This window comes from Humidesulfovibrio idahonensis (assembly GCF_054657715.1).
The window spans coordinates 1,473,911-1,487,548 of the sequence record NZ_BAAHYE010000003.1; the positions used below are offsets into that span (position 1 = coordinate 1,473,911).

Sequence of the window (13,638 nt, forward strand, 5' to 3'; positions counted from 1 at the left end):
TGTGGTTCGTTTCCCACAAGTTAAACCGAGGAGCCGCGCCATGAAGCCAGCATCTCTTAAATTTCTGCTGTTGTGTCTGCTTCTTCTTGCCCTGCCCGCCTGTTCCGGCTTGAATACGAGGAGCAATTCCGACCCTGCCCCGGCCACGGGCGGCCAGGCTGAGACCTACGACAACCCCAATTATTATTATCTTTTCGACGACATCCTGATCCCTAACGGCATGGAGCACTCCACGGACGACGACTTCTCGTTCGACACACAGCAATTCAAGGCCGGCATCCAGATCTTCCAGGGCCGCGTCGTCTTTGACGACCTCATCAATTTCTTCCAGAACAACATGGTCAAGGACGGCTGGCGCAAGGTTTCTTCCGTGCGCTCCAAGAAGAGCATCCTCGTCTTTGAAAAGTCGAACAAGGCCGCGATCATCGAGCTGGTGGACGGCTTCAAGGCCAAGGCGACCATCTTCGCCCTGGAATACAAGGCTGGCGCCACGTCCAGCCCGCGTTCGACCGCGCCTCGCCCTGGCACCGCCACGGCCCGCCCGGCTCCCGCCAGCCCCTCCCAGAGCAGCTTTTCCGAAAAGGACATCAGCAATTGAACACTGCCCATTTGCGCTTTCCCTGCTTTCTGGGCCGCCGGGTGCACCTTGGGGTGACCGGCAGCATTGCCGCGTACAAGAGCCTTGACCTGCTGCGCCTTCTTGTCGAAGCGCAAATCTCTGTCGGGGTCACGCTCACGGCCTCCACCCAGCGCTTCGTCGGCGCGGAAAGCTTCCAAGCCTTGGGCGCTGGCACGGTGAACACCGCCATGTTCCATGATGCGCCGGTGGATGATCCCTTCGCGCACCTGACACCGGGCCGCTCCTCAAGCGCCTTGGTCATTGCACCGGCCACCGCCAACATCATCGCCAAGATCGCCCACGGCATCGCCGACGACATGCTCTCCACCCAGGCCCTTGCGTTCAGCGGGCCGCTCATCGTCGCACCGGCCATGAATCCGGCCATGTGGGCAGCACCGGCCACACAGGCCAACTGGAAGACGTTGCTCGAACGGGGCGCTGTGCCTGTGGGGCCTGTTGCCGGGCCAGTCGCCTGCGGGGATACAGGCAAAGGCCGCATGAGCCCTGTGGAGCACGTTTTCGCCCACGTTCTGCGCGCCTTGTCTCCTCAGGATCTTGCCGGGCGCACGGTGCTCGTCACCCTGGGTCCCACTCGCGAAGCCTGGGACGCGGTCCGTTTCCTGACCAACCCCTCCAGCGGACTTATGGGCGCCTGCCTTGCCGTCTCGGCCTGGATGCGCGGCGCGAATGTGCAGGTTGTTGCCGGCCCCACCTCCTTCGATTTTCCGGCAGGCATCACGGTGACGCCCGTCACCACGGCAAGGGAAATGCTTGCTGCGGCAGCGGCGATTTTCCCCAACGCTGACATTGCCTGCTGCACGGCAGCCGTGTGCGACTTCCGCCCAGTGCCGCCAAGCTCAGGCCTGACGCGCAAGCTCAAAAAGCGCGACATGAACCCGGATGCGCTCTCCATCCCCCTGGCTGCAAACCCCGATATTTTGCGCACCCTGGGTGCTTCCAAACGCGAAGATCAGACGCTCATCGGCTTTGCCGCAGAGACCGACGACCTTCTTGATCAGGCGCGGCTGAAACTGAGCGAAAAGAATCTCGACCTCATCGTCGCCAATCGCATCGGCCTGCCTGAAAGCGGATTCGACAGCGCCACGAACGTCGTCACGGTGCTTGATCGGACCGGTCGCGTTGAACAATGGCCCGTACTCCCCAAAACCGAGGTCGCTTGGCGCATATGGGATCTTTTGCAGCATCTGTAGACCTCGCTGAGCGGCTACGGCCTTTCGCCCATGCCGGACTCGAGCTTGTGTTCCTTCCGGAGGGCCTGTGCCCGGCGCAGGACGCTTGCGCCATTGGCCCTGACGAGGTGCCTCGGGATGCAGCGCCCGAAAATCACGAAGTCGCCGAGGTTGAGGAAGCACCGCCCAGCACGTGGCCGGAGCCCTGGCGCAATCTGCATGCTCGCGTCCGCACCCAGCCACGGGTGATCATCACATACGCATCACTCGCTGATGATGTGGCTGTCGCCGCTGATCCTGAGCGGCGGAGACTCTTCCAGACCGTGCTTTCTTTTTTGGGCTGGCCTGCCGGGACCACATTGTTCTGGCCGATTTCCTTCCCATCAAACGTCAACCCGCAGGGACAGTTTGCAACGGACTTCTTTGCCGCTGGCGTCAGGCATTTCGCCATCCGGCACATCATCTGCTTTGGCGAGCAGGCAGCAAAACGGGCGTTGACCCTCTACCCCCAAGAGGAGAAGACACCCCCGGTCATCATCCATCCGGCGCCAGAAACCCAGGCGCTTCTCTCGCTGCTGCCGCATCAGCTGCATCAGGCCTTGGCCAACCTCAAAGGCATCAAGCTCGCCTAAGCTTGCCTTTACTCCCCTGCGCGGGTAAATCTGCGCCCTTCACTCCAAACCGCAAAAAAGGACTGCACCATGAAGGTACTTGTCACCGGAGCGGCCGGGTTCATCGGATTTCACCTTTCCCGCCGCTTTCTTTCCATGGGTTTCGATGTTGTCGGCCTGGATAACCTCAACAACTATTATTCGGTCGAGATCAAGAAATCACGCTTGGCGATGCTTGAAGCAAACCCCAAGTTCACCTTTGCGCACCTCGACTTGGCTGACAACGCCGGCATGGCCAAGCTCTTCGCGGAAAACGGGTTCACCCACGTGGTCAACCTCGCTGCGCAGGCAGGCGTCCGCTACAGCATCGACAACCCGCGGGCATACATCGACTCCAACGTGGTCGGGTTCCTGAACATCCTGGAAGGCTGCCGGCACAACAAGGTGGGACACCTTGCTTACGCCTCTTCCAGCTCCGTGTACGGGCTGAACACGACCATGCCGCTGAGCGTTCACGATAATGTCGACCACCCCATGAGCCTTTACGCCGCCACGAAGAAATCCAACGAGCTCATGGCGCACACCTACAGTCACCTGTATGGGCTGCCCACAACCGGCTTGCGCTTCTTCACCGTTTATGGGCCATGGGGCCGCCCGGATATGGCGCTGTTCCTCTTCACCAAGGCCATCCTGGCCGGCGAGCCCATAAAGGTGTTCAACCACGGCAAGATGCGCCGCGACTTCACCTACATCGACGACATCATCGAAGGCGTGGTCCGCGTCACCCTGCACACGGCAGAGCCCAATCCCGAGTGGTCCGGCGCAAAGCCAGATCCGGCCACGAGCCCGAGCCCCTACCGCCTTTACAACATCGGCAACAACAAGGTCGTTGAGCTCTCTCATTATATTGAGGTGCTCGAAGACTGCCTTGGCAAGAAGGCCATCAAGGAATTCCTGCCCATGCAGCTCGGCGACGTCCCCGCCACAGAGGCCAATGTCGACGACCTTGTGCGCGATGTCGACTTCAAGCCGGCCACCACGATCGAAGTCGGCATCTCCCGCTTTGTCGAGTGGTACAGAGACTATTTCAAAGCCTAGTCCTTTTCTTCCCACTATTCGTCACCAGCGCTTGATTTATGCGCTGGTGACATTTATTCTGGGTTCACCGCGCGTGTTTCACGTGAAACAGGCACGTGAGACGCAATGTTTCACGTGAAACGCGAAAATCTGCTTTCGTTGCGGAGGAAATGTGGCACGCAGAATTGTCGTTGCAAATCAAAAGGGCGGCGTTGGGAAGACAACCACGGCGGTCAATCTCGGCGCTTCCTTGGCTGTAATGGAAAAGCGAGTCCTGCTCGTCGATTGCGACCCTCAGGGAAACGCATCGAGCGGGCTGGGCTTTTATCCTGGTGATGATCGCGCGAACATCTATACGGCGCTTTTTGACCCGGACAACGTGCGCAAGTGCATCGTGGAGACGGCGATACCGTACCTTTCCCTGCTGCCCGGCACACAGGATCTGGTCGGCGCAGAGATTGAACTGGCCGACAAGCTGGGCAGAGAGTATTACGTCCGCGACCTCTTGGCCGCGGTTGAGGATGACTATGATTTCATCCTCATAGACTGCCCGCCTTCTTTGGGGATTCTGACTGTGAACGCGCTGTGCGCCGCACGTGAGCTTCTTGTGCCCCTGCAGTGCGAGTACTATGCCCTTGAGGGCTTGTCACAATTGCTCATGACATATGAACTGGTCAAAAAACGCCTGAACCCGGATCTGAAGGTTCTCGGCGTTGTTTTGACCATGTACGACCAGCGGAACAAACTTTCTTGGCAGGTAAAAAACGAGGTGCGTAAGGCATTGCCTCAGCACCTCTTCGAAGTGATCATCCCAAGGAACGTGCGCTTGTCAGAGGCGCCGAGCTTTGGAAAACCAGTGATAACCTACGACATACGCTCCAGCGGTGCCGAAGCTTACATGGCCTTGGCCCAGGAAGTGACCAGAAGCAAGGTCCACGATTAGACGCCCGATTCAGGGCGGCCAAGATTGCGCGCCGTTTTCTCAGCGAGAAAAGGCTTTGTTTCAATCTTGATCGTGTCCTTGAAATGGCGCTTCATGATTTTGGACTGGCAACCGCAGCATTTGAAGGTGACAAGACCACCCAGGTTGGCAGCGGTGAGGTTGAACTTGCGGGGTGTGTCTTGACGCCAATCGCTGGTTTCGTTGCCGCAAACCGAACAGCAGACGTCAACATCGACAGGGTACTTGAAATCCCAAAACTTAACGAGGTCTTCCCAATCCTGCAGAGGTTCGACGACATCTGGCGTGACGACTGCTGCGGCTTGAAAACGTGCAAGGATTTGATCACGGACGAGAGACCAAGCTTCCGGGGCGAGAATAGCCCCAAGGCAAGCCCCGTTGGCGTCGAATATTTCCTGAAATGCAGGCTGATGAGAATCCATGGTTTGCTCCCAGATGTTCGAGTGCCTGACTTATAGTGCCCACGCCGAGCCATGGCAAGCGTGCCGGCGTATGTGTGAGTAATGAGACTTGGAGGATATCGATGGCCATAGGTCAACGCGGATTAGGTAGAGGACTGGATGCCCTGCTCGGGAGCATCAAACCGGAGTCGGTGAATTCGGCGGAAGTGAAGCACATGCCGATCGCCTCCATCAGGCCCAACCCTCACCAGCCACGCAAGGAATTCGATCCGGAAGCGCTTGAGGACCTGTGCAACTCCATCAAGAGCCAAGGTGTGTTGCAGCCCATTCTTGTCCGGCCCTTGACCGGCGAGGACGCGGCCTACGAGCTCGTGGCAGGCGAACGCCGCATGCGTGCCTCAAAGATGGCTGGGCTCACGGAGATCCCGGCCCTTGTGCGCGTGCTGAACGATATGGAAACGCTGGCCATCGCGTTGATCGAGAATTTGCAGCGTTCCGACTTGAACGCCATAGAAGAGGCTCGCGGCTTCCATCAGCTGCTCAAAGATTTCGGCCTGAGCCAAGAGGAACTGGCGCGCCAGGTTGGCAAAAGCCGTTCCGCTCTGGCGAACTCGCTGCGTCTGCTCAATCTGCCCGATGATATCCAGAGCGACATCCAGACCGGAGTGCTCACCGCTGGCCACGGCCGGGCCATCATGGCGGTGGATGCCCAAGCCTGCCGCGACCTCTACCAGCGCATCAAATCATTCAACCTTTCCGTGCGGCAGGCCGAGGCGGAAGCCAGCTTCGTCAAAGAGAACGGGCGATTGGCAGCGCCGGAAGAACTCTACGGAAGCGAGAAACCACGTGGGAAAACGCCCCGCGGCACGCGCAACGCAAAGGTATTGGACGAAGAGCTGCTTGCGCTCCAAGGCCGCCTGGCCAGCGAGTTGGGCGAACCGGTCAAGATCACGGGCAGCATCGAACGCGGTGTTGTCGCCATCCAGTATCAATCTGCATCGCAACTCGAAGAGCTGACAAGACGCCTAGGGATCAGCATGTCTTGATCGCGGCAATCACCAGATCATCATCACAGACAACAACGTAAAATTAAAGTGAATAAACCTCTACTAACGTTGAACACGACAGGGTGACGAGGCGGCATGATCACACAAGGTTTGGAACGATTGCTGAGGGAGATGGCGGGCAGGCGGGTGATGATCGTCGGCGACGTCATGCTGGATCACTACACGTTCGGCACAGTCACAAGAATATCGCCGGAAGCGCCAGTGCCCGTGGTTGAGGTGATCGACGAGCAATATCTTCTTGGCGGCGCCGGCAACGTAGCGCGCAACATCGTGGCTCTCGGCGGCCAGGCCACAATGGTGGGCCTGATCGGCGATGATCGCGATGGCGAGGTGCTTGGCGCATTGCTTGCCGAAAGCTCCGTCAACTGCGCGCTTGTTCACGACAATCACCGCCGCACAACGCGAAAGACACGGATCATCGCCCAAAATCAGCAAATCGTCAGGGTTGATCGCGAACACACCGCGCCCCTCGACAAGACCGTGGTTGGGGCTTTGCTGGAGATCATCGCCAAACATGGGCAACAGCATGATATCGTGATTGTTTCTGACTACGGAAAAGGGGTGATCACACAGAAGATCATGGACGCGCTCCGCTCGCTCAAGGGACCGGGTGGCTCTCGCCCCCGGATCCTCGTCGACCCCAAGCCGCAGAATTACGATCTGTACCATGAGGTGGATATCCTGACCCCAAACGCCAAGGAAGCGGGCGAAGGAGCGGGCATGGCCTGCCTCGGACCGGACGGCCCGGGCAAGGTCGGCCAGGCGTTGTTCAAACGCCTGCGCTGCAAGGACCTGCTCATCACCCTGGGCGCACAAGGCATGGCCCTCTTTGAAGGCCCCGACAAGGCGCAACAGATTCCGACCTTTGCGCGCAAGGTCTTCGACGTCACCGGCGCGGGCGACACCGTGATCGCCACACTTGCCCTGGCCATGGCCGCCGGAGCGACCTTGCTTGAAGCGGCCGTTCTGGCCAACCATGCGGCCGGCATCGTTGTGGGCCAGGTCGGAGCGGCCACGCCCACCATTGAAGGACTCCAAAAGGCTCTGAGCGAAAGCCCGGCAGCGCAAATAACGCCACTGGCGGGCATGGCGTAAAGCAAACGCGAAAACGCGCGGACTTCGTCCAAGCGCATTTACGCAACGCGGCATATCCGCTACAGCAAGGTGTATTCAACCTGAATTCATGGAGGACGCACCATGTCCAAACCAGGATCCGCCAAGAAAGCCGCCATGGACACAACGATCCAGACGCTCGGCCCGGCCAAAATACCCTCGCCGCTCAAATTGACGCACTTCATCGGACAGGAGGACCAGCTTGAGCTGAACCTGACCGAGGAGGAATCGGACGTTCCGGGCGCGCACGGCCTGCCCCTGCTCTTCGAAAAGGCCGGACCCCGCGGCAAGCTGTACTTCGACTCCAGCAAGGTCAAATGCGCCATCGTGACCTGCGGCGGCCTTTGCCCGGGCATCAACGACGTCATCCGCGCCATCGTCATGGACGCCTATCACCATTACCACGTGGCGTCCGTCATCGGCATCCGCTACGGGTTGCAAGGGTTCATCCCCAAGTACGGGCACGACATCATCGAGCTGACTCCAAACAACGTCAGCAATTACCATGTATTCGGCGGAACGGAGCTCGGCTCGTCGCGCGGTCCCCAGGCTGCGGACGAGATAGTGGACGCCCTTGAGCGCATGAATGTCGGCGTGCTGTTCATGATCGGCGGCGACGGCACCATGAAGGCCGCCGCGCGCATCGTGCAGGAGATCAAAAGCCGCAACTCGCGCATCAGCATCATCGGCATCCCCAAGACCATCGACAACGACATCAACTTCGTCGGCACGTCCTTCGGCTTCGACACGGCGGTCGAGAAAGCCACCGAAGCCATAGCCTGTGCGCACGTGGAGGCCAACGGCGCCTTCAACGGCATTGGCATCGTCAAGCTCATGGGCCGGGAATCAGGCTTCATCGCCGCACAGGCCACCCTGGCCTTGAAGGAAGTGAACTTCGTGCTCGTTCCGGAAAGCCCGTTCGTCCTTGACGGCCCGGACGGTCTGCTCGAACAGCTTGAAAAGCGCCTGCGCAGCCGCAAACACGCCGTCATTGTGGTGGCCGAGGGAGCTGGACAGGACCTCTGCGAGGCCAGCGGCCGCACGGACGCATCCGGCAATCCCATGCTGTGCGACATTTGCGCCATCCTCATCGCGCGCATCAAAGAGCACTTCAAAGCCAAGGACATGGAAGCCACCATCAAGTTCATCGACCCGAGCTACATCATCCGCTCTGTGCCCGCCAACGCCAACGACAGGGTCTACTGCGGCTTCCTGGGCCAAAACGCCGTGCACGCCGCCATGGCGGGCAAAACAGGCATGGTGGTGAGCCGTCTGCAGTCCCGCTATGTCCACGCCCCGCTGGAAATGGTGACCATGAAGCGCAAGAAGCTCAACACAGAGTCCGACTACTGGCGCGCAGTCCTGGAATCGACAGGTCAGGACGACATGAGCGTGCAGGCTCCAGGCAAAAACTAGCCCCAGCTCCAAACACGCAGCGCACAAAAAAAGACGCCCGGCATGCCGGGCGTCTTTGCATTTGGTGGGATCGGAGGAATTAGTCTTCGTTCACCGCGGGGCGCATCTGCACATGCTCGCCGACAGTCTGGCGGGCATCCTCGGCCTGCAGGGCCATGACGAGAAACTCGTACATGTCTTCCACAGGCAGCTCGACCACATAGCTGCCGTTGTCTGCCAGGACCATGTCGCCCTGGTCGTCCAGGAGGTACGCGCGGCGCTCACGGCTTTCGCCGGAAGCGGCGATGATGCCGTAGCCGGTTTTGCCCTCGGCCGTGCGGTACAGCTTCTCGACCGTGAGCACGCCCGTGGCGGTGCTGAAATGGATGTCCTCGGCGACCATGGTGGCGGTGATGCCGATGGGATTGCCGAAGTCGTTGGGAAGGGTCACAGGCCGGGGCCCGAGTGGCTGGTTCATCAGCGGCGTGCGGTTCATGCGCTCTCCTGGGTCGTGAACGTCATAACGGCAGTTTGTACTGCCTGGGCCTTGTGCGGGCCGGTTCCGGCTTCCAATGCCGCCAGCCGCTCGCCACATAATCATGCAGGGCGTCTTCCGTGACCCGCCACTGCGTGCCCACCCGTATGGCGGCAATGTTGCCGTCCTTCACCAGCCGATAGGCTGTCCGGGCGTGAATGCGCAGGATGTCGGCTACTTCGCGTATGGTCAGCAGCTTGGGGAGTATGCCTCCCCCATCATGCGCTTGGGCGTCTGTGTCTATCATAAGACACCGATGTACAGTGCTATGCACCGGTTGTCAAAGAATGTCAACGATTGTCATTCAAGATCATCAAAAAGCAACGGCAAGGGGCAAATTGCCCGCAAAGCCTAAAAGGGAGCGTTCTCCTGCCTCGGCCACGGTCCTTTGTAGCCGTAGCAGAGATAATAATAAAACGGGCGTACCGGCGTGCCCCGGAAGCTGGCGACATAGCGGTAGGGTCCGGAAACGCTTTCGAACATCTCGGGCACGGTCGGTGGCGCGCCGGAGGAGTCGCCCCGAAGCACAAGCACGGCATCCCAGCCGAAACGATCCTGGGGCCCGCCCCAGAGGTCATACTGGTTCATGCGCCTGTCGGCGCCCCACAGGCAATACGCCTGCGGTTGACCAGGCACGTAAAACGCCAATTCCGCAGTAATGTCGTAAACAGAGCTCATGAAGAAGACACGCTTCGGGTCGGAAAAACGTTCCGAAGCCACCTGGCTCATGTGCTGGCCAAGGTCCTGCCACCCCTTGAGCCGGTGCGCGGGGTTGAGCGAAGGCGGAATGGGCAGCAACTGGTGCACATGCACAAATACGGCAAGGACAACGCTTGCCCACGCTCCCACCTTGAGCCAACGCCACCCGTTGGCGGAAAGATCAGAACGGAGGAGCCGCTCAAGCTCGACGCCGCAAAGCAGCACGCCGGCAACGAAACTGACGGTGTTCCAGTTGGCCAGCACCTTGGTGTGAAAGCTCCAGGCCAAAAAGAACAAGGTCATGGGCCAAAAGAACACCACCAAGAGCGCGGATTGTTGGTAGGTCATGCGCGTGGCCGCCGCAGCATCCACATTCGCAGGACGCCAAAGCTGCATGGCGGCACGCCACCCGGCCAGCAGCATGAGCACGAACCACCACGGCAGGGCAAAACCGAACTGGGCCCCCAGGTACTCGGGCATCCGCGAAATGCGGAACAGCGTCTTGGCGCCCTCACCGGAAACGCCGATGAGATAGAGCACATGCTTGTAGCCGACAAAGCCGTTCTGCATGTTCCAAAGAAGTGTGGGCAAAAAGCCGCAGAGGATGCCGGCCAAAAGAGCCGCGAAGAGTTTGAGCCAAAAACGCCTGGGCAAAACACCCTGCCGCTGCAGCAACAGGCCGTACGCAACGGCAAGACCGGCCAGGCCGAGCATGGTGTACTTGGCCAGGATGCCGATGCCGTACACAAAGGCCAGCAGCGCAAAAGGCCAAAGGCCGCGGTCCTTGCCGGCGTCGTCGAGGGTGGAGGCGGCATAAAGCGCAAGCATGGCCAAGGCCCAGCACAACACAAAGGGGTTGTCCGTGGTCATGAGGATGCCCAGAGCCAAAAAGAGCGGCGACACGCTGAGGGCGAAGATGGCGAGTACGGCCCACAAAGGGCGCTTCCACAACTTGGCCACCAAAAGCCAGATGACAAGAGGAAAGAGCGCCATGCCCACAATGGAGCCGAAACGGACGCCAAGCTCGGTGTCGCCAAAGATGAGCGTGCCCGATCGTATGACCCAGGCAATGAGCGGCCCTTTGGAATAGTACGTGAGCTGCATGTGCCGCGTCCAATCCCAATACTGGGCCTCGTCCTGGACCAGGCCAAGCTGCCCGGTGCCCACGAACCACAGACGGAAGCAGGTGGCGACAGCAACCATGAGAAAAGCCCAAAGCCCGGGACGGGCCGTTAGGCTGTCAAGAAGCCTGTTTCGGCTCATAAGATGCCTCAGCGTTTCGTAGGGAGAACAAAAGAGGAACGGCGGCCGCAGCAACGGCCAGCCGGGACAATCACATCCTTGCCGCCAGGGGCAGGAGCCGTGAGGACAGTGGGAAACAACACACGAAAAGGCCGGTTCGTCGGCTGGTGTAGATCGTAGCGATTGCGCAGGCGCGTGGCGTGCACGCCAGAAGGCGTAAAAATGCGCCCAAGGGGTCTAGAAGCCATCCCCCCACTGCTCCGCAAGACCAAGTAACAAGAAGAGCGCCGCAAGGCCGTAAAATCGATTTTGAATGCGGGGTCCTGAGACAAAACGCCACAGCCAAGAGATGAAGCACGCAACAATGCAATATTATTCTGAAATTTTGGAAAAACGCCATCGCACCCGCAGGTCCTGGCGGTCAAAACACTGCCATAAGGGCGTTTGTCGACGGACATGCCGCCAAGGAAGGTATCCTTGTGCCTGTTCATGAGTGAGGGAGCCTTTTGCGCTGCGGCGCGTTTCGCATCAATTACCGTGGCCACAGGAGTTTGGCAAGATCACGGCGAAGCGCGGCGAAAAGGACAGGGCTGTCCTAGCGGATGTACGTCGGGAGATTGATCAACAGGTTCGACGTATATGTTATCATTTTGTCCATAATCCAAGGGAACGCCAAAATGAGCGCGACGAACATGGCGATGAGCTTGGGCACAAGGGAAAGCGTCGCGTCCTGGATCTGCGTCGCAGCCTGGAAAATGCTGATGGCCACGCCGACCACGAGACCGACGCCCATCATCGGCAAGCAGATGACGAGGGTCAGTTCCATGGCCTCGCGCGCGAAGCCCACGACAAATTCGGGAGTGATGGCCATGTGGCGCCTCGTCAGCCAAAGGAGTTGACGAGAGAGCCGATGAGCAGGCTCCAACCGTCAACCAAGATAAACAGCAGGATTTTGAACGGCAACGCAACCGTTGCAGGCGGCAGCATCATCATGCCCATGGACAAGAGGATGCTGGCCACGACCATGTCGAGAATCAGGAACGGGATGTAGATGAGGAAGCCGATGGAGAAGCCGGTCTTGAGCTCGCTGATGGTGTACGCGGCCACGAGCATGATCGTGGAGACCTGCTCCTTGTTCTCCGGGCGTTCCTCTTTGGTGATGGAATAAAAGATGGACAGGTCCTTTTCGCGCGTGTGCTTGAACATGAAGGCGCGGATGGGAACCTGGGCCTTGTCCAGGGCCTCCTTGAAGCCGATGCGCTCCTCCAGATAGGGCTGAAGCGCTTCCTCGTTCACGTTCTTTATCACCGGGCCCATGATGACGATGGTCATGAACAGGGCCAGGGAGGCCATGATCTGCGCAGGGGGCATTTGCGGCGTGCCCATGGCCTGACGCAGGAAGTGGAAGACGATGATGATGCGCGTGTACGAGGTCATGGTCAGCACGATGGACGGAGCGATGGAAAGGACCGTGAAGAGGAACATGAGCTCCAGCATCACGGAAACCTTGCCGGGCTCTGACTGACCGGCGGAGAGCTGCATGGTCAGCGTGGGGCTGTTGGCTGCCGCGGCGGCATGGGCCGGAGCAGGCGCCGCAGCCTGCGCGAAGGCTGGCAGAAAAACGAAAACAGCCAGCAGCAGCAGTACAGGCAGGCTAGCGCGGATGACGTTCGCCAGGGGCGAAGAGAAGCGGTCCATCGCCAAGGTCGTCAAGGGCCGAATGCTTTTTAGCGGGTTCCGGCAGGTCAGAAGCGTCGCGGGAATTGCCCGCCGAGGCTGCTGGCCTGGAAGTTTGCGGGCTGTCCTTGCGCCATGACAAGAGATCGGCAAAGATTTTAGGATCATCAGCTTCCTTTTGGGCTGCCGAGCTTTGGGTTGGCAATTCAGCAAGGGTATTGATGGATCCCTCGGTGATGCCGACAAGAAGCGTGCGGTCCTGAACGCGCAAGACGCAAACCCGCTGGCGTGAGCCAAGGGAAAGCTGCCCGAGAATCTGCAAATCGACCCTGTCTTCAGGGGAACGCACGGCTCCGGGCATGACGCGCTTCAGCACGAAAACCACGCCAAAGATCAGGCCCACGATGCACGCGAGCGCCACAACCATCTTTACGATGTCAAAAAATAGCTGATCAGGCAAGCTGCTTGACCCTCTCGATGGGGCTTATGATGTCCGTGAGACGGATGCCGAATTTTTCGTTGATGACGACGGCTTCGCCGCGGGCAACAAGCTTGCCGTTGACGAAGATCTCCATGGGTTCGCCTGCGAGCTTGTTCAGCTCGACAACTGAGCCTTGCCCAAGCTGCAAAAGTTCGTTGATGAGCAGTTTGGTTCGGCCGAGTTCGGCGGAAACCTCAAGAGGAATGTCGAGAATGAAGTCGAGATCGCGCTTGGTGCCGGGATTCTGACGCTGGGCCTTGTGCTCCGCCGTCATGTCGCGGAATTCGGGCTCGTGCGTCTGCGTCCGCAAAAAGGACTGTTCCTTGTCCTTCTTGACGTCATCCGCTTCCTGCGTGGCCAAAGCCTTGGCCCATTCGTCAGCCAAGGCCTCGTCGGAAGAAGCCGGGGCAGCACCTGCGGGTGCGGCGTCGGCAGCGGGCTCCTGCTCAAGAAGGGCGTTGGCCCATTCCTGCGCGAGTTTGTCCTGGTCTTGGTCGTCGGCCATGCTGACCTCTCTTGAGCTGAAGGTTCGATCCGCTTTGGCGAAAGGCGCCTCAATCGCGGGTCACT

The 13,638-nt window shown here is 59.5% G+C and carries 16 protein-coding genes; 8 read left to right on the top strand and 8 right to left on the bottom strand.

Annotated elements, in window-relative coordinates; all coding sequences use genetic code 11:
• Positions 1–40 precede the first annotated feature (40 nt).
• The 5 genes from ACYQ4W_RS12980 (at position 41) to ACYQ4W_RS13000 (ending at position 4,440) form a co-directional block, all read left to right on the top strand.
• Complete coding sequence (locus ACYQ4W_RS12980; RefSeq protein WP_459857353.1) at positions 41–598, top strand: hypothetical protein; 558 nt, start codon at positions 41–43, stop codon at positions 596–598.
• Positions 595–1,830, top strand: a complete 1,236-nt coding sequence (gene coaBC, locus ACYQ4W_RS12985; protein WP_459857355.1) for a bifunctional phosphopantothenoylcysteine decarboxylase/phosphopantothenate--cysteine ligase CoaBC — start codon at positions 595–597, stop codon at positions 1,828–1,830. The genes ACYQ4W_RS12980 and coaBC overlap by 4 nt, the downstream gene beginning before the upstream one ends.
• Before the next feature lie 47 nt (positions 1,831–1,877).
• The gene (locus ACYQ4W_RS12990; RefSeq protein ID WP_459857357.1) at positions 1,878–2,441 is read left to right on the top strand and encodes a hypothetical protein; all 564 of its coding nucleotides are present in this window, start codon (positions 1,878–1,880) and stop codon (positions 2,439–2,441) included.
• Between the two features lie 69 nt (positions 2,442–2,510).
• Positions 2,511–3,518, top strand: coding sequence for an NAD-dependent epimerase (locus ACYQ4W_RS12995; protein WP_459857359.1), 1,008 nt, complete (start codon positions 2,511–2,513; stop codon positions 3,516–3,518).
• Between the two features lie 151 nt (positions 3,519–3,669).
• Entirely contained in the window at positions 3,670–4,440 is a 771-nt protein-coding gene (locus tag ACYQ4W_RS13000) for a ParA family protein (protein WP_459857361.1), read from the top strand.
• On the opposite strand, the gene ACYQ4W_RS13005 is transcribed toward ACYQ4W_RS13000, so the two are convergent.
• Positions 4,437–4,880, bottom strand: coding sequence for a hypothetical protein (locus ACYQ4W_RS13005; RefSeq protein ID WP_459857363.1), 444 nt, complete (start codon positions 4,878–4,880; stop codon positions 4,437–4,439). The genes ACYQ4W_RS13000 and ACYQ4W_RS13005 overlap by 4 nt on opposite strands.
• Positions 4,881–4,981: 101 nt before the next feature.
• Between ACYQ4W_RS13005 and ACYQ4W_RS13010 the strand changes: the two genes are divergently transcribed.
• The 3 genes from ACYQ4W_RS13010 to ACYQ4W_RS13020 all read left to right on the top strand — a co-directional run bounded on the left by ACYQ4W_RS13010 (position 4,982) and on the right by ACYQ4W_RS13020 (position 8,455).
• Positions 4,982–5,905 carry a ParB/RepB/Spo0J family partition protein gene (locus ACYQ4W_RS13010; RefSeq protein ID WP_459857365.1) on the top strand — a complete coding sequence of 308 codons (924 nt, stop codon included), beginning with the start codon at positions 4,982–4,984 and terminating at the stop codon, positions 5,903–5,905.
• Between the two features lie 96 nt (positions 5,906–6,001).
• Positions 6,002–7,021 (top strand): D-glycero-beta-D-manno-heptose-7-phosphate kinase, encoded by a 1,020-nt coding sequence (gene rfaE1, locus ACYQ4W_RS13015; protein ID WP_459857368.1) that lies wholly within the window; start codon positions 6,002–6,004, stop codon positions 7,019–7,021.
• A gap of 102 nt (positions 7,022–7,123) precedes the next feature.
• A complete protein-coding gene (locus ACYQ4W_RS13020) occupies positions 7,124–8,455 on the top strand; it encodes an ATP-dependent 6-phosphofructokinase (protein ID WP_459857370.1) in 1,332 nt (443 codons plus the stop codon).
• A gap of 79 nt (positions 8,456–8,534) precedes the next feature.
• On the opposite strand, the gene ACYQ4W_RS13025 is transcribed toward ACYQ4W_RS13020, so the two are convergent.
• The 7 genes from ACYQ4W_RS13025 to fliN form a co-directional block, all read right to left on the bottom strand.
• Complete coding sequence (locus ACYQ4W_RS13025) at positions 8,535–8,930, bottom strand: hypothetical protein (protein WP_459857372.1); 396 nt, start codon at positions 8,928–8,930, stop codon at positions 8,535–8,537.
• A gap of 22 nt (positions 8,931–8,952) precedes the next feature.
• Positions 8,953–9,216, bottom strand: a complete 264-nt coding sequence (locus tag ACYQ4W_RS13030; RefSeq protein WP_459857375.1) for a helix-turn-helix domain-containing protein — start codon at positions 9,214–9,216, stop codon at positions 8,953–8,955.
• A gap of 104 nt (positions 9,217–9,320) precedes the next feature.
• Positions 9,321–10,871, bottom strand: a complete 1,551-nt coding sequence (locus ACYQ4W_RS13035; protein WP_459857377.1) for an ArnT family glycosyltransferase — start codon at positions 10,869–10,871, stop codon at positions 9,321–9,323.
• Positions 10,872–11,505: 634 nt separating this feature from the next.
• A complete protein-coding gene (gene fliQ / locus ACYQ4W_RS13040; RefSeq protein WP_459858552.1) occupies positions 11,506–11,775 on the bottom strand; it encodes a flagellar biosynthesis protein FliQ in 270 nt (89 codons plus the stop codon).
• 17 nt (positions 11,776–11,792) lie between these two features.
• A complete protein-coding gene (fliP, locus tag ACYQ4W_RS13045) occupies positions 11,793–12,608 on the bottom strand; it encodes a flagellar type III secretion system pore protein FliP (RefSeq protein ID WP_459857380.1) in 816 nt (271 codons plus the stop codon).
• A complete protein-coding gene (fliO, locus tag ACYQ4W_RS13050) occupies positions 12,565–13,047 on the bottom strand; it encodes a flagellar biosynthetic protein FliO (protein ID WP_459857382.1) in 483 nt (160 codons plus the stop codon). Before fliO ends, fliP begins: the two co-directional genes overlap by 44 nt.
• Entirely contained in the window at positions 13,040–13,573 is a 534-nt protein-coding gene (gene fliN, locus ACYQ4W_RS13055; protein ID WP_459857385.1) for a flagellar motor switch protein FliN, read from the bottom strand. Before fliN ends, fliO begins: the two co-directional genes overlap by 8 nt.
• Between the last annotated feature and the right edge of the window lie 65 nt (positions 13,574–13,638).

What these genes read in the sequence shown, in the direction of transcription:
- rfaE1 (WP_459857368.1), top strand. Translation starts at nt 6,002, where the DNA reads ATGATCACACAAGGTTTGGAACGATTGCTGAGGGAGATGGCGGGCAGG.
- ACYQ4W_RS13020 (WP_459857370.1), top strand. Translation starts at nt 7,124, where the DNA reads ATGTCCAAACCAGGATCCGCCAAGAAAGCCGCCATGGACACAACGATC.
- ACYQ4W_RS12995 (WP_459857359.1), top strand. Translation starts at nt 2,511, where the DNA reads ATGAAGGTACTTGTCACCGGAGCGGCCGGGTTCATCGGATTTCACCTT.
- ACYQ4W_RS12980 (WP_459857353.1), top strand. Translation starts at nt 41, where the DNA reads ATGAAGCCAGCATCTCTTAAATTTCTGCTGTTGTGTCTGCTTCTTCTT.
- ACYQ4W_RS13030 (WP_459857375.1), bottom strand. Translation starts at nt 9,216, where the DNA reads ATGATAGACACAGACGCCCAAGCGCATGATGGGGGAGGCATACTCCCC.
- ACYQ4W_RS13025 (WP_459857372.1), bottom strand. Translation starts at nt 8,930, where the DNA reads ATGAACCGCACGCCGCTGATGAACCAGCCACTCGGGCCCCGGCCTGTG.
- ACYQ4W_RS13035 (WP_459857377.1), bottom strand. Translation starts at nt 10,871, where the DNA reads ATGGTTGCTGTCGCCACCTGCTTCCGTCTGTGGTTCGTGGGCACCGGG.
- fliP (WP_459857380.1), bottom strand. Translation starts at nt 12,608, where the DNA reads ATGGACCGCTTCTCTTCGCCCCTGGCGAACGTCATCCGCGCTAGCCTG.
- ACYQ4W_RS13005 (WP_459857363.1), bottom strand. Translation starts at nt 4,880, where the DNA reads ATGGATTCTCATCAGCCTGCATTTCAGGAAATATTCGACGCCAACGGG.
- fliN (WP_459857385.1), bottom strand. Translation starts at nt 13,573, where the DNA reads ATGGCCGACGACCAAGACCAGGACAAACTCGCGCAGGAATGGGCCAAC.
- ACYQ4W_RS13010 (WP_459857365.1), top strand. Translation starts at nt 4,982, where the DNA reads ATGGCCATAGGTCAACGCGGATTAGGTAGAGGACTGGATGCCCTGCTC.